The 20,137-nt window shown below is 53.8% G+C and carries 17 protein-coding genes, 1 tRNA gene and 1 pseudogene; 11 read left to right on the top strand and 8 right to left on the bottom strand.

All coding sequences use genetic code 11. The features are described 5' to 3' along the window. Positions 1-285 precede the first annotated feature (285 nt). The 7 genes from J3P82_RS10440 to J3P82_RS10470 all read left to right on the top strand — a co-directional run bounded on the left by J3P82_RS10440 (position 286) and on the right by J3P82_RS10470 (position 6,365). Positions 286-720 carry a GNAT family N-acetyltransferase gene (locus J3P82_RS10440; protein ID WP_434562829.1) on the top strand — a complete coding sequence of 145 codons (435 nt, stop codon included), beginning with the start codon at positions 286-288 and terminating at the stop codon, positions 718-720. A gap of 126 nt (positions 721-846) precedes the next feature. Next, on the top strand, positions 847-1,488 hold the full coding sequence (gacA, locus tag J3P82_RS10445) for a response regulator transcription factor GacA (protein ID WP_003200277.1): 642 nt from the start codon (positions 847-849) through the stop codon (positions 1,486-1,488). Between the two features lie 2 nt (positions 1,489-1,490). After that, positions 1,491-3,314: an excinuclease ABC subunit UvrC gene (gene uvrC / locus J3P82_RS10450; RefSeq protein ID WP_434562831.1), complete on the top strand. Its 1,824-nt coding sequence runs from the start codon at positions 1,491-1,493 to the stop codon at positions 3,312-3,314. A 32-nt stretch (positions 3,315-3,346) separates the two neighbouring features. Beyond that, positions 3,347-3,907 carry a CDP-diacylglycerol--glycerol-3-phosphate 3-phosphatidyltransferase gene (pgsA, locus tag J3P82_RS10455; RefSeq protein WP_039589536.1) on the top strand — a complete coding sequence of 187 codons (561 nt, stop codon included), beginning with the start codon at positions 3,347-3,349 and terminating at the stop codon, positions 3,905-3,907. 62 nt (positions 3,908-3,969) lie between these two features. Then, positions 3,970-4,045: transfer RNA gene (locus tag J3P82_RS10460), tRNA-Gly, on the top strand. 222 nt (positions 4,046-4,267) lie between these two features. Then, positions 4,268-6,109: a tyrosine-type recombinase/integrase gene (locus J3P82_RS10465; protein WP_434562833.1), complete on the top strand. Its 1,842-nt coding sequence runs from the start codon at positions 4,268-4,270 to the stop codon at positions 6,107-6,109. A gap of 91 nt (positions 6,110-6,200) precedes the next feature. Continuing rightward, positions 6,201-6,365, top strand: a complete 165-nt coding sequence (locus tag J3P82_RS10470) for a hypothetical protein (protein ID WP_014338710.1) — start codon at positions 6,201-6,203, stop codon at positions 6,363-6,365. Between the two features lie 702 nt (positions 6,366-7,067). Here J3P82_RS10470 and J3P82_RS10475 read toward each other — a convergent pair. Beyond that, positions 7,068-7,682 (bottom strand): annotated as a pseudogene (locus J3P82_RS10475) (SOS response-associated peptidase family protein); the annotation flags it as partial. Between the two features lie 252 nt (positions 7,683-7,934). On the opposite strand from J3P82_RS10475, the gene J3P82_RS10480 reads away from it, so the two are divergent. Further along, complete coding sequence (locus J3P82_RS10480) at positions 7,935-8,360, top strand: LexA family protein (RefSeq protein ID WP_014338712.1); 426 nt, start codon at positions 7,935-7,937, stop codon at positions 8,358-8,360. Further along, positions 8,353-9,630: a translesion error-prone DNA polymerase V subunit UmuC gene (gene umuC, locus J3P82_RS10485; RefSeq protein ID WP_434562835.1), complete on the top strand. Its 1,278-nt coding sequence runs from the start codon at positions 8,353-8,355 to the stop codon at positions 9,628-9,630. The genes J3P82_RS10480 and umuC overlap by 8 nt, the downstream gene beginning before the upstream one ends. A gap of 837 nt (positions 9,631-10,467) precedes the next feature. Here the strand turns inward: umuC and J3P82_RS10490 are convergent. From J3P82_RS10490 to mobH, 4 genes are all read right to left on the bottom strand, one after another. After that, positions 10,468-11,490 (bottom strand): hypothetical protein, encoded by a 1,023-nt coding sequence (locus tag J3P82_RS10490; protein ID WP_434562837.1) that lies wholly within the window; start codon positions 11,488-11,490, stop codon positions 10,468-10,470. Position 11,491: 1 nt separating this feature from the next. Next, entirely contained in the window at positions 11,492-13,090 is a 1,599-nt protein-coding gene (locus J3P82_RS10495) for an AAA family ATPase (RefSeq protein ID WP_212799522.1), read from the bottom strand. A gap of 324 nt (positions 13,091-13,414) precedes the next feature. Then, the gene (locus J3P82_RS10500; RefSeq protein WP_041475977.1) at positions 13,415-13,630 is read right to left on the bottom strand and encodes a hypothetical protein; all 216 of its coding nucleotides are present in this window, start codon (positions 13,628-13,630) and stop codon (positions 13,415-13,417) included. A gap of 410 nt (positions 13,631-14,040) precedes the next feature. After that, positions 14,041-15,765, bottom strand: coding sequence for a MobH family relaxase (gene mobH / locus J3P82_RS10505; RefSeq protein WP_434563779.1), 1,725 nt, complete (start codon positions 15,763-15,765; stop codon positions 14,041-14,043). Positions 15,766-15,996: 231 nt separating this feature from the next. Between mobH and J3P82_RS10510 the strand changes: the two genes are divergently transcribed. Beyond that, positions 15,997-16,191 (top strand): DUF7740 domain-containing protein, encoded by a 195-nt coding sequence (locus tag J3P82_RS10510; RefSeq protein ID WP_025214500.1) that lies wholly within the window; start codon positions 15,997-15,999, stop codon positions 16,189-16,191. A gap of 134 nt (positions 16,192-16,325) precedes the next feature. Here J3P82_RS10510 and J3P82_RS10515 read toward each other — a convergent pair whose 3' ends face one another. Further along, positions 16,326-17,288, bottom strand: a complete 963-nt coding sequence (locus J3P82_RS10515; protein ID WP_434562839.1) for an ArdC family protein — start codon at positions 17,286-17,288, stop codon at positions 16,326-16,328. Between the two features lie 132 nt (positions 17,289-17,420). Beyond that, complete coding sequence (locus tag J3P82_RS10520; protein ID WP_434562841.1) at positions 17,421-17,750, bottom strand: hypothetical protein; 330 nt, start codon at positions 17,748-17,750, stop codon at positions 17,421-17,423. A gap of 447 nt (positions 17,751-18,197) precedes the next feature. Here J3P82_RS10520 and J3P82_RS10525 point away from each other — a divergent pair, with 447 nt between their 5' ends. After that, entirely contained in the window at positions 18,198-18,581 is a 384-nt protein-coding gene (locus J3P82_RS10525) for a DUF3742 family protein (protein ID WP_054070013.1), read from the top strand. A gap of 16 nt (positions 18,582-18,597) precedes the next feature. Here the strand turns inward: J3P82_RS10525 and J3P82_RS10530 are convergent, their stop codons facing one another. Then, positions 18,598-20,136 carry a conjugal transfer protein TraG N-terminal domain-containing protein gene (locus tag J3P82_RS10530; protein ID WP_434562843.1) on the bottom strand — a complete coding sequence of 513 codons (1,539 nt, stop codon included), beginning with the start codon at positions 20,134-20,136 and terminating at the stop codon, positions 18,598-18,600. Position 20,137: the final 1 nt, after the last annotated feature.

Here is a 20,137-nt window from a genome sequence, read left to right on the forward strand (position 1 = left end):
CCCAAAATAAAAGCTGACTGGAGTTTGAACGCTGTTCGCCCGGGCAGCCGCAACCGAGCGCGGGGCGCTGGCGGTGTTAAGCGGTGAAAGGGCGTTGAACATGGTCTGTCTCCGATGAATGGTCCGAGCTTACCCGAGCGTGGTGCGGGCGTTCAATAACAAAATTCCATCGGCCATGCGAAAGCATTTACCGCGCTTGAAGCCGACTGGCTTTATGACAGACTTATGCCAGGCAGCATGGGGCAGGGCAAGGCCTGCCAGTGCCAGCACTTTGACGAGGTTTCCATGAGCTTTGAATGGCGTGCGGCCGAGGCCAATGACATCGAATACGCCCGACAACTGACTTGCGACAATATGCTGCCCTACTATCTGCGCCATGATTTGCTGTGGCAGGACGAAGCGTTCGATCTGGCCTGGGTCATTCGCCAGAATTGGATTATCCAGCGTGACGGCCAGGCGCTGGGTTTCGTCAGCCTCAGCCGTGACGCTCGTGCCCTCTATATCCGGGAGCTGCAGATCGACAAGGCGTTTCGCCGGCAGGGTGCCGGAACCTGGGCGATCGGACAGGTTTGGGATCTGGTGGGGCTAGAGCGGCGGGCGGCGTTGCGCCTGACGGTATTCAACGATAATCCAGCCAGGGCTCTCTATGAGCGTATGAAACTGCGCATTGTCGGTGAGGATGAGTGTTTCTTGAGAATGCAGCGAGACGTCGATGCCTGAATCCTCGGATGTCAGGCCAGCGAAGATGTGTTGTAACTTTTATCTGCCTGTTTGCGCTAGGTCTGCCGAACGCTTTTTTGCTAAGGTGTGGGCAACCCATATAAGACCAAATCGTGAGGTGTCTGCTTGATTAGGGTGTTAGTGGTCGACGACCATGATCTCGTCCGTACGGGCATTACACGAATGCTGGCTGACATTGATGGCCTGCAGGTAGTGGGCCAGGCTGAATCCGGGGAAGAATCCCTGATCAAGGCACGTGAATTGAAACCCGACGTGGTGCTGATGGACGTCAAGATGCCGGGCATCGGCGGCCTTGAGGCCACGCGTAAACTGCTGCGCAGCCATCCGGATATCAAGGTCGTTGCGGTGACCGTCTGCGAAGAAGATCCGTTCCCCACCCGGTTGTTGCAGGCGGGCGCCGCGGGTTATCTCACCAAGGGCGCCGGTTTGAACGAGATGGTCCAGGCCATCCGCCTGGTATTTGCTGGGCAGCGCTACATCAGTCCGCAGATCGCCCAGCAGTTGGCAATCAAGTCTTTCCAGCCGACCAACGATTCGCCCTTCGATGCGTTGTCCGAACGAGAAATCCAGATTGCGCTGATGATCGTCGGCTGCCAGAAGGTCCAAATCATCTCCGACAAGCTGTGCCTGTCGCCCAAGACCGTCAATACCTACCGTTACCGTATCTTCGAGAAGCTTTCGATCAGCAGTGACGTCGAGTTGACGCTGCTGGCGGTGCGCCATGGCATGGTCGACGCCAGCGCCTGACAATGACTGAACTGTTTGATCCAAGTGCCTTCCTGTCCACCTGTAGCGGCCGTCCCGGCGTGTACCGCATGTTCGACAGCGAGGCGCGCCTGCTTTATGTCGGCAAGGCCAAGAATCTCAAGAAGCGCCTGGCCAGTTATTTCCGCAAGACCGGCCTGGCGCCGAAGACTGCCGCCCTGGTAGGGCGTATCGCGCAAATCGAAACCACCATCACCGCCAATGAAACCGAGGCGTTGCTGTTGGAGCAGACGTTGATCAAGGAATGGCGTCCGCCGTACAACATCCTGCTGCGCGATGATAAATCCTACCCGTACGTGTTCCTGTCCGACGGGGCGTTTCCGCGCCTGAGCATTCATCGTGGAGCCAAGAAGGCCAAGGGACGCTATTTCGGTCCTTATCCCAGCGCCGGGGCGATTCGCGAAAGCCTGAGCCTGCTGCAGAAAACCTTCTTCGTCCGCCAGTGCGAGGACAGCTATTACAAGAACCGCACCCGGCCGTGCCTGCAACACCAGATCAAGCGCTGCAAGGCGCCTTGTGTCGGGCTGGTCGAACCCGATGTCTACGCCGAAGACGTGCGTCACTCGGTCATGTTCCTGGAAGGTCGCAGCAATGCGCTGACCGACGAACTGTCGGCGGCCATGGAGGAGGCTTCGGTCAACCTCGAGTTCGAGCGCGCCGCGGAACTGCGTGACCAGATCGGCCTGCTTCGCCGCGTGCAGGATCAGCAAAGCATGGAAGGCGGCAGCGGTGATGTCGATGTCGTAGCCGCATTTATCAACCCGGGCGGCGCCTGCGTCCACCTGATCAGCGTGCGGGGCGGCCGAGTGCTGGGCAGCAAGAATTTCTTTCCCCAAGTGGGGATCGAGGAAGAGGTGTCCGAGGTGATGGCGGCGTTCCTGGGCCAGTACTACATCAGCAGCCCGGAGCGCGACTTGCCCAGCGAGTTGATCGTCAACGTCGTCCACGAAGATTTCCCCGCGCTGATCGAAGGCATTGATAAGCTCCGTGGTCGCGAGCTGACCATCAGCCACCGCGTGCGCGGCACCCGGGCGCGCTGGCAGCAACTGGCCGTGACCAACGCCGAACAGGCGCTAGGCGCGCGCTTGGCCAATCGCCAGCACGTTGCAGCGCGATTCGAGGCGTTGGCTGACGTGCTCAACCTGGATGAGCCGCCACAGCGACTGGAGTGCTACGACATCAGCCACTCCAGCGGCGAGGCGACCGTCGCCTCCTGCGTGGTGTTCGGTCCGGAAGGTCCGATCAAGTCGGATTACCGACGCTACAATATCGAGGGCGTTACCCCGGGCGATGACTATGCAGCCATGCACCAGGCGCTGATGCGGCGCTTCGGCAAGCTGAAGGACGGGGAGGGCAAGTTGCCGGACATCCTCTTGGTGGACGGTGGCAAAGGGCAACTGTCCATGGCCCGCGATGTGCTCAACGAGTTGTCGGTCCCGGACCTGATCTTGCTCGGCGTGGCCAAGGGTGCGACGCGCAAGGCCGGATTCGAGACGCTGTACCTGAACGACGCGGCCCATGAGTTCACTCTGAAAGGGGATTCGCCGGCGCTGCACCTCATTCAGCAGATCCGCGACGAAGCTCACCGCTTCGCCATTACCGGACACCGTGCACGTCGTGGCAAAACCCGCCGTACCTCAACGCTGGAGGGCGTGGCAGGGGTTGGCCCGACGCGCCGACGCGATTTGTTGAAACATTTTGGTGGATTGCAGGAACTGTCTCGTGCCAGCATCGAGGAGATAGCCAAAGCACCCGGTATCAGTAAAAAGCTCGCAGAGTCGATTTATGCAAACCTGCATAGCGAGTAGAATGCCCGTCAACCTCGTAGCCAGTTGTGCCGATGAATATCCCAAACCTGATTACCGTTCTACGCGTCCTGCTCATCCCGATCTTCATATTGCTGTTCTATTTACCGTATCACTGGAGCTACGTGGCCTCCGCCTCGGTCTTCGCCTTTGCCGCCGCGACCGACTGGCTCGACGGCTACCTGGCCCGACGCCTGGAACAGAGCACGCCATTCGGCGCGTTCCTCGACCCGGTGGCCGACAAGCTGATGGTCGCGGTGGCCCTGGTGCTGCTGGTGCAGGAACACGGCAACCTCTGGCTGACCCTGCCAGCGGCAGTGATCATCGGGCGGGAAATCGTCGTATCGGCCCTGCGCGAATGGATGGCCGAGCTGGGTGCTCGCGCCCAGGTCGCGGTATCGAACCTCGGCAAATGGAAAACCGCCGCACAGATGCTGGCCCTGGTGATCCTGCTGGCCAACCCGTCGGACTTCACCTTCTGGGTGCTGTTGGGTTACGGATTGCTGTTGGTGTCCGCTGGCCTGACGCTGTGGTCAATGGTCCAATACCTGCGCGCCGCCTGGCCGCACCTGCGGACTGACGTCGATCCGAAATAAACTTTTTTGAATCAAAGGGTTGACGGCGTGTTTCGATTCTATAGAATGCGCCACACCAAGACGCGGGAATAGCTCAGTTGGTAGAGCACGACCTTGCCAAGGTCGGGGTCGCGAGTTCGAGTCTCGTTTCCCGCTCCAAATATTGCGCTACAGAGTTCCACTGAATTCTGTAAGTGATTGAAATAAGGGCCTTTAGGCCCTTTTTTCGTTCCGGCGGGAACCACTGAAATCCAGCACTATCCGGTGCGTTTAAGTCCAGAATTGAGTCCAGGATTCTGACGAGCACTGAATCGGTTTAATGCTGGAGCAGATTGTGTAGCGAGATGAGCATCTGGCCCTGACTCTGTTCAGGAGCTCGCGATGGCACTCTCAGAAATGGCAGTTCGGCATGCCCGAATCACCGGTAATGACTACACCCTCGGTGATAGTGATGGTCTCACTCTCAATGTGACGGCCAGAGGCGGAAAAGTCTGGCTCTTCCGTTATTACTGGGCGGGCGTGCAGAAACGCATGTCTCTCGGTAGTTATCCGCAAATCAGCCTTAAAGAAGCCCGTGTCCGACGTGATGAGGCGCGCGCCTTGGTTGCCCAGGGCATCAACCCCTACGAGCATCGTAAACAACAGCGACTAGCTGTTCATGCTGCGAAGGAGCACACCTTCGAAGCGGTGTTTAATCAGTGGGTGGAGTTCCGCAGGCTAAGCCTGAAGGAAGGACGCCAGAGCACGCTCTCGCAGATCTTGAGAATCTTCAGTAAAGACGTCTTGCCCATGCTGGGCGGGCGGTCCATTTACGATATCAATCGTCACGATCTGCTGGATTTGCTGAGCAGGATTGAGCAGCGCAAGGCCTTAACGACCGCCGAAAAATGCCGGACCTGGTTCAACCAGTTGTTCCGCTATGCGTTGGTGAAGATCGAGGGGCTGGAACACAACCCAGCTTCAGATCTTGATGTGGTCGCATTTCCCAAGCCTCCAGTGACGCACAATCCGTTTCTCCGAATGGACGAGCTTCCGGCATTGATGGCTGCTCTTCGAAACTACGGTGGCGCCAACCAAACTCGGCTTGGCCTTCGGTTGTTGTTGCTGACCGGTGTCCGCACGGGCGAATTGCGGTTGGCGACACCCGACCAGTTCGATCTGGAGAAGCACTTGTGGGTCATACCGGCGGAAGTGGTGAAACAACTCCAGCTAGCGATGCGGAAGCCAGGTAAGCAGACTCAAAATGTACCGCCTTATATAGTGCCGCTGTCGGTTCAGGCGCTGGAGATCGTGCGTCACTTGCTGGACCAGGTTGTCCCCGCACAGCGCTACTTGTTTGCGCATCGAAGCGACCTGAGCAAGCGCATCAGCGAGAACACGCTGAATGGCGCGTTGCGTCGGATGGGGTATGCCGATCAACTCACCGGTCATGGGATGAGGGCGACGATCTCGACGGCGCTGAACGAGATCGGGTATCCAAAGGTTTGGGTGGATGCTCAGCTTTCTCATGCTGATCCGGACAAGGTGAGCGCGGCCTACAATCACGCGGAATACGTGGAGCAGCGCCGGACCATGATGCAGGACTGGGCGAACCGTCTTGATCTTTGGGGGCAGGGCCAGCTGAAAGCGGCTAGCTCTCCGCTTACCATCCGGTTGGAGGGTGCTGCTTCGCTGCCGTCGCTGGAAAGCGCGAGCGCAAACTCCATTCAGTTCAACGGCATCTTTCCAATGACAACCGTCTCGGTGCCCAAGGCTTCGGTTAGCGGCGAACCAGCTCTTATCGTGCCGCACCAGTCGCCTGTCGTACCTCTTTCGGTCCCGACTGAAATGCCGCATAAATCTCACGTGTCTGACATCCAGCGCGAACGCGCCGAGATGCTTGCCATCTATGAGGCCGCTAGTAATTTACCGTTAATTGTTTTCGCTAAATTGGCTGGTAAATCCCGAGATCAGATCAATCGTGATATTAAGGCTCGGCGTCTGCTGTCCCTCAGCCTGGGGAATCGTGGTCAGCGCATTCCGGATTGGCAGCTTGATCCACTGCGGCACAAGTTGGTACTTGCTGCGTTAGCGAGGTTTCCGGATACCGGTGCGTGGAGGCTTTATCGGGCGGTCTGTGAGCCTCATGAGCGACTTAAGAGGCGTGCGCCAATCGATGTGCTCACTCCGGAGAATTTCGACGCGACTGTGCGGATCGTTTGCAGCGCCCTGAGCCCAAGCTGAGTTGCTGTCCTAGCGCGGTGACAAATGGGCGTCACCGCTTGCTTGAGTACTGCTTGGCACGGAACTGTAGTCGAGGCCTGCCGACGGTGTTATGCGTCTAGTCGACCTGATTCCGCTGCAATACCGCGTGTTGGTCGCCGGCCTTCTACCATGCGTTTTAGTCGCCGCTTCGGCGGCCATCGCCTGGATGGTCCAAGGCTGGCAATACGGTCAGCAGCTGGAAAAAAAAGCCCGGCAAGGCCTAGCTCAGCGGTGAACTGGTGATAATGAACTGGGAAACCGGAAGCACTAGAAAGGTTGTTTTGATGGGAGATGCTCCTCAGCAACGGCTCATTTCCTGATCGCCCGGGCTGACCCGCTCAAGTCTAGGGGAGCAGACTGTCAGCTCCCCGGTTTGAAATCAAAAAAAGAAGCCTGGGCAACCAATGCCCCATCGTTCCAGCAGCTCAGAGATCCTGATAAGCAATACAACAGTCGCCGTCAATAAAATAACTATGTTCATTTCTTCTTCTCGCAAAGAAACTCGCCACGCTGATAAGCGCGGTGTTTGTGGACGTTGGGTAGGGCTGTTAATAAACTAAATGTTTATCGGCTCGGTCGTCAACGGATGTTTTAAGAAATAATTAAATGAGACGACGACATACACCTTAAGCCCTCCTAAAGCAGGGCGGCTGCGGTGGTGTGAGGGTATATACGCCTTTAGCCCTAGGGCCAAAGATGTCCGGTGGTAGAGGAGATTCAATAGTGTAGTTTCATAAGCTGTTAACAACACTTTACGTGTAGATCTCCTGCTCTATTTTTCGCTTAAGATTTCGTACTATGTTGTTCCACGAAATTATAATTTTGTTGAAGTGCCCGATTTTATTGGGTGCGGTAGCCTATGTGTAGGAATAAGTTTCGCAGGGCAGGTGTTACACGAAAAGTGTAAATAACACCATTTCTGTGGATCGAATAAGGAAACCGATTGGATCAGGGCTGCCCCCTGATTGCGAACATTCCCCACGGCCTGGTCAACCCCGAACCACTCGAAGACCTCGCTAGGTTCGCCCTGCAGCAGCACAATTTGTTCGGGGCGCTCTGTGGGTGTGGCGGGGTCGATCCATTCCCGCGCCAGTTCCGCATTCAGCGCCACAGGGCAGCGATCATGGATTTTCACGATGCCTCCCTGGCTGTCAGCGGTGATGATCACGAAGCCGTCATGCTCCAGCGGCTCCCAGGCTCCCGTCGGGTACTGACCGATGGCAGCGCACAAAATCGGCGCTAGGTCCTTTCGGCGGATCAAATACGGCTGCTTTTTTGGCCCGCCTTCATCCACCCATTCCAACCAACTGTTGATTGGAGCCAGTGCTCGGTGCGGCCAGATCGACTTGTAGTAAGGACCGTGCGCAACTTTCTCGACCCTAGCATTCACCGGGGTTCTATCCTTCGCCCAATGCAGCTTCGAGCCCCAACGCACCATATCGGCGTGTAGAACGTCACCCCCCTGATGGAAGAGTGCGAACTGATTCGAGGGTGCGCCGTTATAGCGTCCCAAGGGCTGATCGCCCACGGTACTGACCATGGCATTCGGCATGCTCAGCACGCGGGTGAGCTCATGGCTTCCGGTGTACTGGGAGAGTCTTCCGCCATGTTCAGCCCTCTGGTTAACGTCAGCGTAGTCCAGCGGGCGATCCGTCTACGAAGCACAGGTGAGCGGCGCACGACCGTGACCTGTATCAGCGTGGGCCTGCTCAGCCATCTGTCCGAATATTCTTACAAGAAATTGACCGCAAAACTTGTACAACGTTAACTGTATATATGTACAGGTTTCTGGAAGTGATCCGTCATGAGCTTTTCGATTTTGGGCCCTATTGCCGAGGGTGGCTTGAAGCTGCCCTTGTGTTCGTTTCGAGTGCCCGCCGGGTTTCCATCTCCGGCGGCGGACCACATCGAAGCGCACATCTCATTGGATGAGGTTCTGAACATTCGCGCCCCGCATGTCTACCTGGTCTCAATCGCCGGGGAGAGCATGCAAGGCGCCGGGATTTTTGAAGGTGATCTCGCGGTGGTGGACCGCGCTCTGGAGCCTGCGCACGGCCACATCGTCGTGGCATTGCTCAACAACGAGCCCGTATGCAAACGCCTTTGCATTCGCGGCAGGGAGGTGATTCTCCTTTCGGAGAACCCAAAGTACCCACCGAGGTACGTGCTTGAGGGCGACGAGCTGGTGATTTGGGGCGTCATCACATGCAGCGTGCGCAGCCATGTCTAAACCCCAGCCAGTTTTCGCCCTGATCGACTGCAACAGCTTCTACGCCAGTTGCGAGCGCGTGTTTCGACCCGACCTGGCCCGCGTGCCCATCGTGGTGTTGAGCAATAACGACGGCTGCGTGATCGCCCGCAGCTACGATGCCAAGCCCTATGTGCAGATGGGCGAGCCGTATTTCCAGATCAAGCACAAGCTGCATAAGCACGGCATCATCCCGTTCTCTTCGAACTATGCGCTCTATGGCGACATGAGCGAGCGGGTCATGACGCTCATTGAATCATTGGTGCCTGCCGTCGAGGTCTACAGCATCGACGAAGCCTTTGCAGACCTGACCGGCATCGACGGCCGGGATGCCCTCGGTCGGAAGATCCGCAGCCTGGTACTGCGCTGCACAGGCATCCCTGTTGGGGTGGGGATCGCCCACACCAAAACCCTGGCAAAGCTGGCAAATCACACCGCCAAACGGCTTCAGGTGGAAACCGGCGGTGTGGTCGATATCTGCGACCCGTTCAAGCGTGACTGGGTTCTGCGCAACACCGACGTGTCCGAGGTCTGGGGCGTCGGTCGCAAGATGAAACTTCACCTGGACGCCATGGGGATCAAGACCGCGATGGACCTGGCGAAGGCCGACCCATGGACGCTACGCAAGAAGTTCAGCGTGGTGATCGAGAAGACCGCCCGGGAGCTGAGCGGTACGCCGTGCCTGGAGCTGGACGAGCCGGACCCGCCGCAGCAGGAGATTTGCTGTAGCCGGATGTTTGGCAAGCGGCTCACGGAGCTGGCACCCATCAAGGAGGCGGTGGCCACCTACATGATGCGCGCCTCGGAAAAGCTCAGGGCACAGAAGTCGCTGTGCAAGAAGATCCGCGTCAGCATCCGCACCGGCATGTTCAACCCCGAGGAGGCGAAGTACGCCAATGGTGTACTGATTGACCTCCCGTATCCCACCGATGATGTACGGCTGCTGACCAAGGCGGCGGTGGACGCGCTCGACCGAGTGTTCCGGCCAGGTTTCAAGTACAGCAAGGCCGAGGTGTTATTGATGAATCTCTGTCAACAGGGGGAGTACACCGACGATCTATTTGCCACTTCCCAACCTGCCGACGCCACGAAGCTGATGGCGGTGTTGGACCAGGTCAACGGTCGATGGGGTAGGGGGACGCTTCGCTCAGCCAGTGTGCCCCTCAACCCGGACTGGGGAATGCGACGAGACATGATGAGCCAGAGCTACACCACCAAGCTGGACCAGCTTTGGCAGGTGCACTGTAGGTGAACTGATGCCTGCACCAGCCGCCCATTGAGGCGGCTTTTTTCGCCCGAAGGAAGCGCACCGAAATGGGGCGAAATGCGCTGGCAATGGCGTGCTTCACACCTGGCGCGCGCCGTCGTCCCCCCACCTCGCCTGCGGCCTAAATGGGTCATTTTTTCCGCGGACCTGCGGGCCGCTTACGACGGCGCAGGCCGGGCGTTTGCTTGGCGTTTTAGAGGGGGCAAAAACCTGCGAAACCCTGCGAAGGTGTATGTTTTTCGCAACGCTTAGAAGAACGCACAGATAGCTGAATTCAGAGGTGCCTCGGGAAAAAGGTTAGTTTTTTTTAAGGGGGGGTGATGTGACTTGGTAGGCCCGTGTTTGTTGGGCTTGAGACCTAACTTTGAGGGGTTAGATTAGGTTAGGTTAAAGGTTAGTAACTCATAAGTTACTGTTTTTGAAGGGATTAATTTATTGAATATTTAACACTAATAAAGGTTAGTAAATAACCAGACCTAACCAAAAAGCTAACCTTGCCAACCCTTTGAAAAGCCATAACAAACAAGCCTTCCAGAGCACCTAGCAAAAAACTTACCCTCCTAACCTCTTTCCCGTGGGTCAACATTAAAAGCGCAAAAAGCGTAAAGGGGAAGGCGCTAGCTTTGGTGCGTCCAAGTTCTTGCACACAACTTGGTGCACAGTCACCAACAGCATTCGGTAGTAGTCGCCAGCCCGCGCACGTCATATCGGCACGCTGTGAGCCTGGAAATGGGGAGCGAATAGAGGGAGCCGAGCCCTCGTTATCAGCCGCGAAGCAGATTAACGAGGTAAGGAGTAGGCATAAAGCCGAAGACTTGAGGCCTAGGATAATCGGCGTCTGAGTTTGACACCCCAACTAGCAATGATATTCGATATCGTGAAGAGCTCTTCGTTCGCGTCCTTGTCCAGAAACTCTTGTATTTTATACGTGGAAGTATTTTCAAGAAATTGCTTAGTTTGCTCAGTGAGGCTATTTAACTTAGCGCAGATGTAAGTGTGATCTCCTAGATGATAAAAATCTTTCCAGAAAGTATCACCATGATGCATGTCTTGTTTTTTTGCCTGTTCTACTAAGAAACCATTTTTGTGATCAGGGTATTTTTTGAATTTTATAGGGTTCGCATGTTTAAATAAATGCCCAAGATACTCCTTGGCAAATAAGTGTTCGATTATGGGGATAGGTATTAAGTTTTCAATTTCATGTGCATTTAATATTTCTAAACGGGAATTTCTATTCGGGCCCTTAGGGTAGAGGGCGAAATGTTTGGCTGTTTCGCCTAGTGGTCCTTTTGGATGCTTTATGTCACTGTCTAATAAGCAAACGAAAAGCCTGCTTTCGCTTAGCAACCGCTCAAAAGTTTTAATTGTGTCGGACCCTCCACCCCCATGTGGCTCAATATTTATCTCATATACAAGGTTCAGATTTTTCCGGGAGGAGAAAATTGCCTTAGCAAATAGAGTATAGACCTTTGCATCAATTTCATTTTCGGTAAGTAACACAGGCTCTAGCAAGAATTTTTCGTCTAGAATGATTTCATATCCGACAGTCAATTGTTTTTCGGTACTTAAGAGTTTATGTTTGTCCGAGAAGTCAACGACCACTCGAAAATCGAATTCGGTTATCAGCAGGTTTTTCGAGAATCTTGAAAACGTCTTCAAATCCACGAGCGCGCGCTTTGCGTAATCACTAAAACACGTTTTTTTGAGGAGGGCTTCGATTAAATCTATTGGCATCCATAGTACTTGGTTTCCACGACCATAGGCCCAGAGTAAACATTCTAATGCTGACTCCTGTGAATGGTTAAGTTTTTCTATTTCATCTATTTTTTCTATTATAATAATCATATTAGGCAGACAGGAAACCAGCAGGCCAATTCATCAGATAACCTTCGTCGTCAAAACCTGACATTGTTATCTCGGTGCAGTCATTTTTATTTTTTTCAAAGAGCGCGATGCTGATGTCGGAATCTTCTATTACTCCACGTCTGATGCTTTCTCCTATAGCTTCAATCATTTGACTGCTATGGGTTTCTATAACGATTCTAAAACCAAAATTTGTAGCTAAGCTAACTACCTTCGCTATGGCTAGGCCGAATCGATATTGAAGAGCAGGGTGCAGGTGGAGCTCAGGTTGTTCAATCACAAGGGTTCGAGAGTTTGCATCGGTGAAGCCTAGGTGCCGTCTTGGCACTGCTCCCACCGTTTCTAGCCATATGGATACAATGACTGGCAATATTTGAGAATAGCCAAAACCCATATCGCTTATGTTATGAAATTTTGCGTCATGCTCTTCTTTTATTTTTAATTCATAATGTAGGCCGGACGCTTCAAGTTCCAATTCAAAGCCGAAATTATCAGAAATCCATTTGCTCAGATTTTTCTTCATTCGAGCGTCTAACGAATTAATCACCATCGGGAGATTTTCTCCTTTGTGATCAACTTCCCCAATTTCGAGATCTTGATGTCTATAAAATCTCTCAGCGGACGCACGAACTGGACCTAAATATCTGACTCCGCTGAATAGTCCTTTAAAGGATTTATCTGCGGCGGTTAGGATTCTAGGAAAGTTGCGAATTATTAGATAGAAGAAAACTGTTTCTGGGATTTCGTTAGGTAGTTCTTTCAAATGCATGTGAAATTTTTTATCGGCGGGGAATATTTTAGTCAGTTCCCTTCCAAGTTTTCTTATTTCTACTAGCTTAATTTGTTCGAGCTTTTGCGAGAGAGATTTTGTTGTAGAAGTGTATTTTTTTAGATAGCTTAAAAGCGCTTGTTGGGCACCTTTTTTAATGGTTTCTTCGTCCAGCTGTTTCACCATATTGCCTTGTGCATCGGTGGAATCTTTTATTCCGTATATGTTTGTTGGGAGAATACTGCCTTTTGATGTTATATATAAATTCGAAAATGCCAGCTGGTTAAGTTGTTTTTTTTCAGAATCTTGGCTGTATTGTGTACATACCATGTCCTGAACCTGTCCCGCGCAATAGTTTACAACGATCTCAGTATTGTTGATTGTTATTACAGAGTTAGATTGAACCTGTTTGTCTGTTCTAAGATCGAGTCCTATCGAGATGTCCGTATTAACTTGTAAGGTCTCTTTTGTGAGTGATGTAAGTGCGTTGAAGAATTGTGATTCATACAAGTATTTGTCAGAATAATTTGTTTCAATGTCAAGCTCGCAGTTGAAATCAAAATAGATCTTGGTGGAGCCGTCGTGGACTGCCGTAGTTAAATCTCCAAAGTCTACATAAGATCCATACCACAATATCGGTGATCTAGTGTTTGATTCTACAGATTGGCGGAGTAGAGGATATGTTCGTAAAAACGTACTTTTTCCACAACTGTTTCGACCAACAAAAATATTGATTTTTTTTATCGGGATCAGTTGGGTTTCTGCGCCGAAGCTTCTAAGATTTCGAACGCCGAAGGAGTTGACGTGGCTCAAGGTTTATGACCTGTATTGACAGATGAATAATGATTATATTAAGGTTTTGACTTAGTTGTATATTTAACTAGTCATACATGGCTTTCGAACTCTTTCGAGATGTATAGCCTATCGAGTCTCTATAAAATTTCGGTCTATACATTTTCAATATTCAATCCTTTGAACGGTTAGAAATGTCCAGCCTATTCGAAGCCAGACGATACCTGAATATCATTCACAAAGCTTGGTCGAGTCAAGGCCAATGCCCCCAAGCCAGAATATCAAGTATAAGGGCCCCTATCGGTAGGAGAGGCGATAGTCAGTTCCCGCCCTGTTCACTGAAACCTAGCCAAGACCTTTACTCTTAAGCCGTGCCAAGCCTTGTTTGATATGGCCTGCATTTTCGCCAATCTCCTCGAGTGCCCCACGAACATTATTGCCTACAACCGAGCAGCCTTGCTGCTCCACCCACAACGTAAGCTCCATTACGGCAGCCTCCAAGGCTAGCTGATTGTGATAGATCCTATCCAGCACATCCGGCAGCGAGTAGCTCCCTGACATTGATCACCCCCTTTTTCAGAAAACTCAAGCATAGCAACGGCAGTGCCGGTAAGAGAAACCACAAAGCGATAGCTTAAAATCTGCTATGGAGCAGTCAGAAGCGTAGCCCGATTAAATCCGGTAGACGAATGTTTAGATAGGATCAAAAGGCAAAAAAATCGAACTCCGTCGTGGAGCCGCTACAGCCGGCGAAAAGGGCAGGGCCTAAAAGTGGTGAAAGATGATGGTACGAAAGTGGTACGGGGTTTTTTATGATGCTCTACAGGGCTCATATTACAAGGCCTGTAGAGTTAGCAGTTCCAATCCATCATTGGACGCAAAGCCCGCTAGGACGGATAATGGGGCGATCAAGCAGCGAGGGTTCTCCAGGGGCCAACTCTGCGTTTCGAACCCATCAATGGGCAGGATGTTCAGTTTTTTTCGATTTTAAGGAAGGGATTGTCGGGCGGAATTAATTCAAAAAGTAGCTTCGGTTCCTCAATCAGATATCCCTTGAGGACGGTTTTCTTCCTTGGACCTTGCACGTGGCATGTCCAGATGTTTAGACCATTGTCTCGCTTCCTATGAACCCTCAGCTTCTCGAACTGCTTTTGCACCCAGCGCCATGCCTCAATCTCCTGATCTGAACCCTGCGAAACGCCTGGAAACTCCTGCGCATAGCGTTGGAAGAGACCAGGCGTGACCAGAAATACGCTGCCATCCACCGTGTGGATTATGGCCTTGCTGTCGTTGATGATCAGTTTGTGGCTCAGAATGCCTTCCTTGACCCAATTCAGGAATGCCTGGCCTGGGTTATCCGATTGAAGCGTTGAAATTTCGATAGCACTTTCTGACAGTGCGTCACTGGCCTCAGGCTTTTCCAACTCGAACATGTCCAGCAGCGTGCCGAGGTAATCGCCATCCTTTAGTACCATGGGATCCGGCTGCGGTTGGCTTTGAGCTGATCCTGCACTGGCTGTCTCAGGCGCTGGTGTTGGTATCTGGGTGTCAGTTGAGTGGTCATGGGCTGCAATGCTCACCGTTCCGCTGAAAGCCTCGGGCCGGTCTTCGTTCCCCCAAATCAGCGCCGGTTGAAGGCGCAGAAAGGTGAAACTCTGCTGCCAATTTCCCTGTGCCACAAGCGCGGTCCAGATGGCTTTGCCTTCCGGTGTGGACTCCACCAATCCATGCGATTGCAGCTCGTCAAACACCGCGAGATTGGACGAGGGAATGCCTTCAATCGATTGCGACAGCAGATAGGCTCGTAGCCTGTCCGTGACCGTCTTACTGACGAGCCAGAGTGCGTCCTGGGTCAGCCATCCCGCGGCACCTGGCTGGTTGAGTTTCAGTTCGTGCTGAACCAGATGACGCAGTCCGCTGATTAAGTGATGTTGCAGCGAATGAGTCGGTGCCTGCAGTGCCTTGCTCGGATTACCACCGATATTCTGCGCAGTAGAAACGCGGTCGGCCTGCATCACCAACTCACCGAGCACGCCGGCACGTTCGTACTGGCCCGCCAGGACATAAAGCAGGCTGGCCCAGAGCGATGGAAATCCACTGAGCCAATCGAGGATTGTGCGGTCGAGAATTCGGGTGTAGAGCAATCCTGCAGCCGCGCCGTGCAGGTGGTAGTCGCGCCCCTTGAGGTAGCGGAAACGATACGGCTGATCCAGGGACCCCTGCCAAGGATGCCAAACACGGCCATCCTGGCGTTCGATCAGCAGGTCCACGGCAATCTTGCCGATGTCATGAAGCAACGCGCCATAGGCGATGCCAGCGGACCAAGCGTCGGTTTGGGCGGCTTGGTCTTCGGGCGCGGCCCCGGTCGGCAGCAGATACGACTGACGCAATTTCAAACTACAAGCGACCAGCTCCAACCCATGGTCGAGCATGCCGCCAAGATAAGCATGGTGGTGCGTCTCGCTGGCTGGAAGCTGCTGGACCAGTTCGGCGTAGCGATGGATCGGATTTAAATAGAGCTGGCTGAATTGCGGATGGGAGAGGGCGGTGTACTGCCAAATGCGATTAAGCAACTGGCGACGATGCTCGGCTGCTAACAAGCTCTGGGACGATTCGATGGGCAGGTACCCATCGGCGACGTTTACGGTTGGTGGCGGAGGAGGCTTTTGCCTTTTGTGCCGAAACAGACTGAGCATCATGGTCCTCCCGGGAACTGGCAGAGTCAGTGGCCTTTTAGCCTTTTCGGATAGGGCTCTTACCCTTGACTCCCCATTCCCTTCCAACCCTTACCGGTCCTTTTGACGCGGTTCCCTTTGTGCGGCAATTGGAATATCGATTTGTCCTGGTGCCGTTTTGTTGGATGCGCATGCTGGTACGAAAAAGGAAAGTGTCAGTACACTGCGGTGCGAATTTTATTGGGGCATGCCATGAACCTCACTGACGCCACGCTCGTGCTGCTGCTCGCAGCACGTATCCATGGAACAGACGAAGCCGTCAGGGCCTCGGCGAAAAGCGTGGTCAAGAAGCTTCCGCGCAGCAAACGCGATCTGATCTACAAGGTGATCGACAGCCGAAGTCCACTTGAGCTGGTGGATTACCTGGCTGAGAATCTGGATACGTAACGGCGTGCTGCCGTTACGGGATTACCTCATGTTCTTTGCGTCAGAGCTCCGCGGTGTAGGGATTTTTCTGGTCATAGAAAAAAGGTCCAACTCGTGTTGGACCCTATGAAGCGTTTGCAGCAGTGAGGTAACGATCAAGCTCCATCGTTCATGCATCGCGAGTTATCCATTACCGTCTGCTTCTGTTGCTGCTCCATGTTGAGCACATACTCCGAAGCGCATCGGGCCTGGCCACTGGCGCGGAAAATCGCGCGGTTGTCAGCCTTGAGCAGGCCGAGCCAGGAATCGATGTAGCCCTCGTGCCGAAGCTCTCCCTGTATACCGGCGTAGGCACATAAAAAAGCGGCGCCCATTTCGGCGATCAACTCTTCAAATGCATAGCCTGGCGAGCCAAATGGACTAGGAGAGGTCACGCCTTCGCGCTGCAATCGAGAGTGGTGCCCGGTCCAGTGCGTCAGCTCGTGAAGTGCGGTGGCGTAGTATCCACCTTGATCGTGGAATTGCGCTTTTGTTGGCAGTTGGATGAGATCCCTGATCGGGTGGTAAAAAGCTTCGTCGGCAATTCGATGAATGATGTTTGCGCCCGAACTTAACAATAGATTTTCCGCCGCGCTGTTGGGGAAGAAGGGATCGCTCGGTTCCGTCTCGAGTGAGTTTTCGTTGAGCGTTTCGAGCCCCTCCGTTTGCTCGATGTTGAACAGAAAGTGCGTCCTGAGGATGCCAAAGTGAGCGACCTTGGGCTGGCCGTTTTCATCAAGTACGGGTTGGCCTGATTCGTTCTGTTCCTCGCGCTCCATCGGTTTGTAGAGCACCGCCAGGGTGCTGTGCTCACCCTTACGGATGTGCCCGCCGGCTTTTTTGGCTTGGTTGAAGGTCAGCCAACAATCTTGAGTGAACCCCTGCAACCTGGCCTCAGCCCAGAGCAACGGTAAATTGATGCCTGAATAGGGACGCTGCGTGATAGCGTTGATCGGGTAGGGTTGGTGATGATTGACATCGGCTGAGCCACTTGAGGACCAGGGCTTGATCCAAGGGGCTACGCCTTGGTCCAGCGCGGTAACAATCTTGTCAGTTACGTCTTGGTAGATATTGCGCATGGCATTTTCCTCGACAGAACACGGAGGAACGCCTTGCCCGTCGGGAGGGTTCCCCGGTGGGTGTTGGTTGGATTGGATGCAGGACTGCGCCAGTCTAAGTGTGGATCAGTGGCAAAGTCTGGCCATTTGCGGTCAGCGTCGCTGCTCTTCCGCAAGCGCTATCAGTATGGCGTTAGGTTGGTCTGATGCCTGAAACAGGCTGAGGCTCAGTCGCAGCAATGGTTCATGATCAGCATCACTTGCTGAGACGAACTTAGCTACCTCAAACACCACGAAGGGTGCGTTTGGATCGGCCAGGTGAGCTTTGAAGGCTGCGCGTACGACGTTGCTCAGCCTATCGAGCTGCAGTTTTTCGGGATGATTTGAACCATCGAGCAATACTGCGTGTTGCCACGCGTTTGGAGTGAACACAACGGGCAAGCGCAGAGTGTTCAGTGCTTCGGGTGTGAGTGAGTCGGACATGGTGTGCCTCCGTTGATAGCGCGAAGAAACCTGTCCCATAGGGGAAAGAATTTCCCCACGGTGGGTTGAAGAAAACAAGAGGGGGTAGGTGCCGAGCTCGAAAGACGCTCGGGAGAGCATTAGGCGTTCATCACCGTGAAACGTGACCGTGCGAGCCACCGAACGCTAATCGCACTTGGGGGGAACCATCACCGGAGTGACGTAGCTTTGAAGGTTCTGGCTACCTGGGAAGGTGCTGTCGATAACAGCGATCCGTACCCTCTATGTAGCTGGATGATATAGATGGGTCAACGGCCATAGAGGCGCTGGTGCACGAGCTGCGTCTTCTGTCTTCCAGTGAAGAGTTTTCGGCTAGGTAAACTGATAAACGGTCAGGCATGGGCGGTTTTCGGTAGTAGGCTATTACTCCTATCTCAACCATGAAAACGCTCAGAAGAGGGCGAGACCATGCCGACTCAAAACCGTGTTGAGGTTTCCCGCGTCCACCACTGGGCATATACCTGTGGCATGTCGATAAAACGCGGGTATCGCAAGTTGAAAGCATTTGAGTCCCGCACTGCTGAGCGTGCGGTGACGGCAGGTATGCCCGCAGGCAAGCTGCTTGTTCGCGGGAGTTTTTTAATCTTCAAGTTGGCAGTTGCTGCAGGACTGCTTCTAGTTAGCTTATGGCTCACAGTGTCGGTGATAATCCTTATCGCCTTGTGTTGGGCCATCGCGAATGGAACACCTATCAAACCTAAGGATGCTCTCCGTTACAAAGCATATGGCGATCCATATGGTGAGTATGAGTATGGTCGCGCACCCGGTCAGCCTGATTTAAAAGACCTTTAGTCGAGCTCTTCACTCCCTACTTTAAGGCCTTTCCAGCAGACATCAGAGCTCCAGTGCCCTTTGCACCAGCGTCCTGCGCTTGAGCTGCTCCTTTGCTAAGCATGCCGTCGGCGATTGAGCCAACGCTATACCCAGCCCAGCTCATTGCGGCTAGAAAGACCATCGGCAGCACGATGAACATCGCCCCCATCACATACTCAATCACCTGCGCCGTGACGGTCCCGTCCATAAAGCCGGATGTGGGCAGCGACAGCAGCACCTGATTGGACGCCGACACTTGGTTGTACAAGGTATCGAGCATGCTGGAGTCTACCCAGCGGGCTAACTCCCACCAGAAGGTCAGCATGTGCAGCGTGAACAGCGCAAACGTCACCGTCATGACGGTCTTCAACTGGTAGGTACTGACCAACAAAATCAGCGGTAGGCTGATGGTGACGCCCATGATCAGGAAAGCCTGCACCATCGGCAGAGCGGCGCGTAGCGCGTTCATCGCCGGGAAGTTGCTGAAGGAGCCGAGGGCAAGCCCAGTGTTGGTGGCCAGGTTATTAAGCCCTTGATTGATCGACCCGCCGCGAGCGCTGGAGCCGTAGTCCTGGTACACCTGTCCGGGTGACATGGACATCGATTGCTGGCGCGGGCTGACCAGTTCACGCAGGGTGGCATCCTCGATTTCGTTGCTCGAACGGCCAGTTAACCAGCCTTTCAGCTGAGTCAGCAGCGACGGATCAACTTGCTCGATCAACCGTTCGCGCAACCCGATACCGCTGTCACTCCACCATTGTTTGCAAGTGGGGTAGCCCGCGCCATTCTCCAACCGTGGCAAGGAAATATCTCGGGTTTCATCGTAGGGCCAACTGACTCGCGGTGTCCGTGAGCGATCGGTGTCGTAGTAGCCCGGAGTGTCGAGAAAATAGCTTGAGCCGACCCAGGACGCATCATGACTTTGCACCTTGTCTAAATGTGGACGATTGGTGAACAGCCGAGAGCGGGAATAGCCGTAGCAGTCGCGAGTGAAGTCGGCGACTTCCTGTAGCAGTACCTGGTTATCGATGCGAGAGCTGTCGATCTCCATGCGCATCTGCCGTATGTCCGGTGCGCAGGGGATGGAGGCGGTGGCCGCTGCGGTCACTCCTTTACTCAAGGCGTGCACCAGAAACCACCAGATTGGCACGTTGGCAGAGCGTTCTCCGATGGTGTTGAAAGTGGTGCCCCAGGCGGTTTCCGCTGGCTTGGCCACGCTGACACCGCAGCGTTGGCTGGCTGCATCGTCGAACGCCATTGAAGCGAGGTTTAGCGGAAAGACCGGCGCGCAGCCGAACAATACGACAATGTAGGCCAGCCACAGCCGGTTCTCGATTCGAGGTACCGAGAGCAATCCTTTGTTGCCTTCATCCGCGCCTTGCTGGCGGGCCGACAACCACTCTTGCAAGATGATCGCGCCGAAGGGCGCAGCGAACAATCCAGTATCATATATGACGTTCCAGATACCGTTGTTGATGATCCAGGCCAGCAGGGAAAGGTAAAACTCTAGATAGCTGTTAGTGCTCATAAGCATG

This window comes from Pseudomonas sp. Z4-20 (genome assembly GCF_051131955.1).
Taxonomy (GTDB): Bacteria; Pseudomonadota; Gammaproteobacteria; order Pseudomonadales; family Pseudomonadaceae; genus Aquipseudomonas; species Aquipseudomonas marvdashtae.

What these genes read in the sequence shown, in the direction of transcription:
- J3P82_RS10440 (WP_434562829.1), top strand. Translation starts at nt 286, where the DNA reads ATGAGCTTTGAATGGCGTGCGGCCGAGGCCAATGACATCGAATACGCC.
- uvrC (WP_434562831.1), top strand. Translation starts at nt 1,491, where the DNA reads ATGACTGAACTGTTTGATCCAAGTGCCTTCCTGTCCACCTGTAGCGGC.
- pgsA (WP_039589536.1), top strand. Translation starts at nt 3,347, where the DNA reads ATGAATATCCCAAACCTGATTACCGTTCTACGCGTCCTGCTCATCCCG.
- J3P82_RS10465 (WP_434562833.1), top strand. Translation starts at nt 4,268, where the DNA reads ATGGCACTCTCAGAAATGGCAGTTCGGCATGCCCGAATCACCGGTAAT.
- J3P82_RS10470 (WP_014338710.1), top strand. Translation starts at nt 6,201, where the DNA reads ATGCGTCTAGTCGACCTGATTCCGCTGCAATACCGCGTGTTGGTCGCC.
- J3P82_RS10480 (WP_014338712.1), top strand. Translation starts at nt 7,935, where the DNA reads ATGAGCTTTTCGATTTTGGGCCCTATTGCCGAGGGTGGCTTGAAGCTG.
- umuC (WP_434562835.1), top strand. Translation starts at nt 8,353, where the DNA reads ATGTCTAAACCCCAGCCAGTTTTCGCCCTGATCGACTGCAACAGCTTC.
- J3P82_RS10490 (WP_434562837.1), bottom strand. Translation starts at nt 11,490, where the DNA reads ATGATTATTATAATAGAAAAAATAGATGAAATAGAAAAACTTAACCAT.
- J3P82_RS10500 (WP_041475977.1), bottom strand. Translation starts at nt 13,630, where the DNA reads ATGTCAGGGAGCTACTCGCTGCCGGATGTGCTGGATAGGATCTATCAC.
- mobH (WP_434563779.1), bottom strand. Translation starts at nt 15,765, where the DNA reads ATGCTCAGTCTGTTTCGGCACAAAAGGCAAAAGCCTCCTCCGCCACCA.
- J3P82_RS10510 (WP_025214500.1), top strand. Translation starts at nt 15,997, where the DNA reads ATGAACCTCACTGACGCCACGCTCGTGCTGCTGCTCGCAGCACGTATC.
- J3P82_RS10515 (WP_434562839.1), bottom strand. Translation starts at nt 17,288, where the DNA reads ATGCGCAATATCTACCAAGACGTAACTGACAAGATTGTTACCGCGCTG.
- J3P82_RS10520 (WP_434562841.1), bottom strand. Translation starts at nt 17,750, where the DNA reads ATGTCCGACTCACTCACACCCGAAGCACTGAACACTCTGCGCTTGCCC.
- J3P82_RS10525 (WP_054070013.1), top strand. Translation starts at nt 18,198, where the DNA reads ATGCCGACTCAAAACCGTGTTGAGGTTTCCCGCGTCCACCACTGGGCA.
- J3P82_RS10530 (WP_434562843.1), bottom strand. Translation starts at nt 20,136, where the DNA reads ATGCTTATGAGCACTAACAGCTATCTAGAGTTTTACCTTTCCCTGCTG.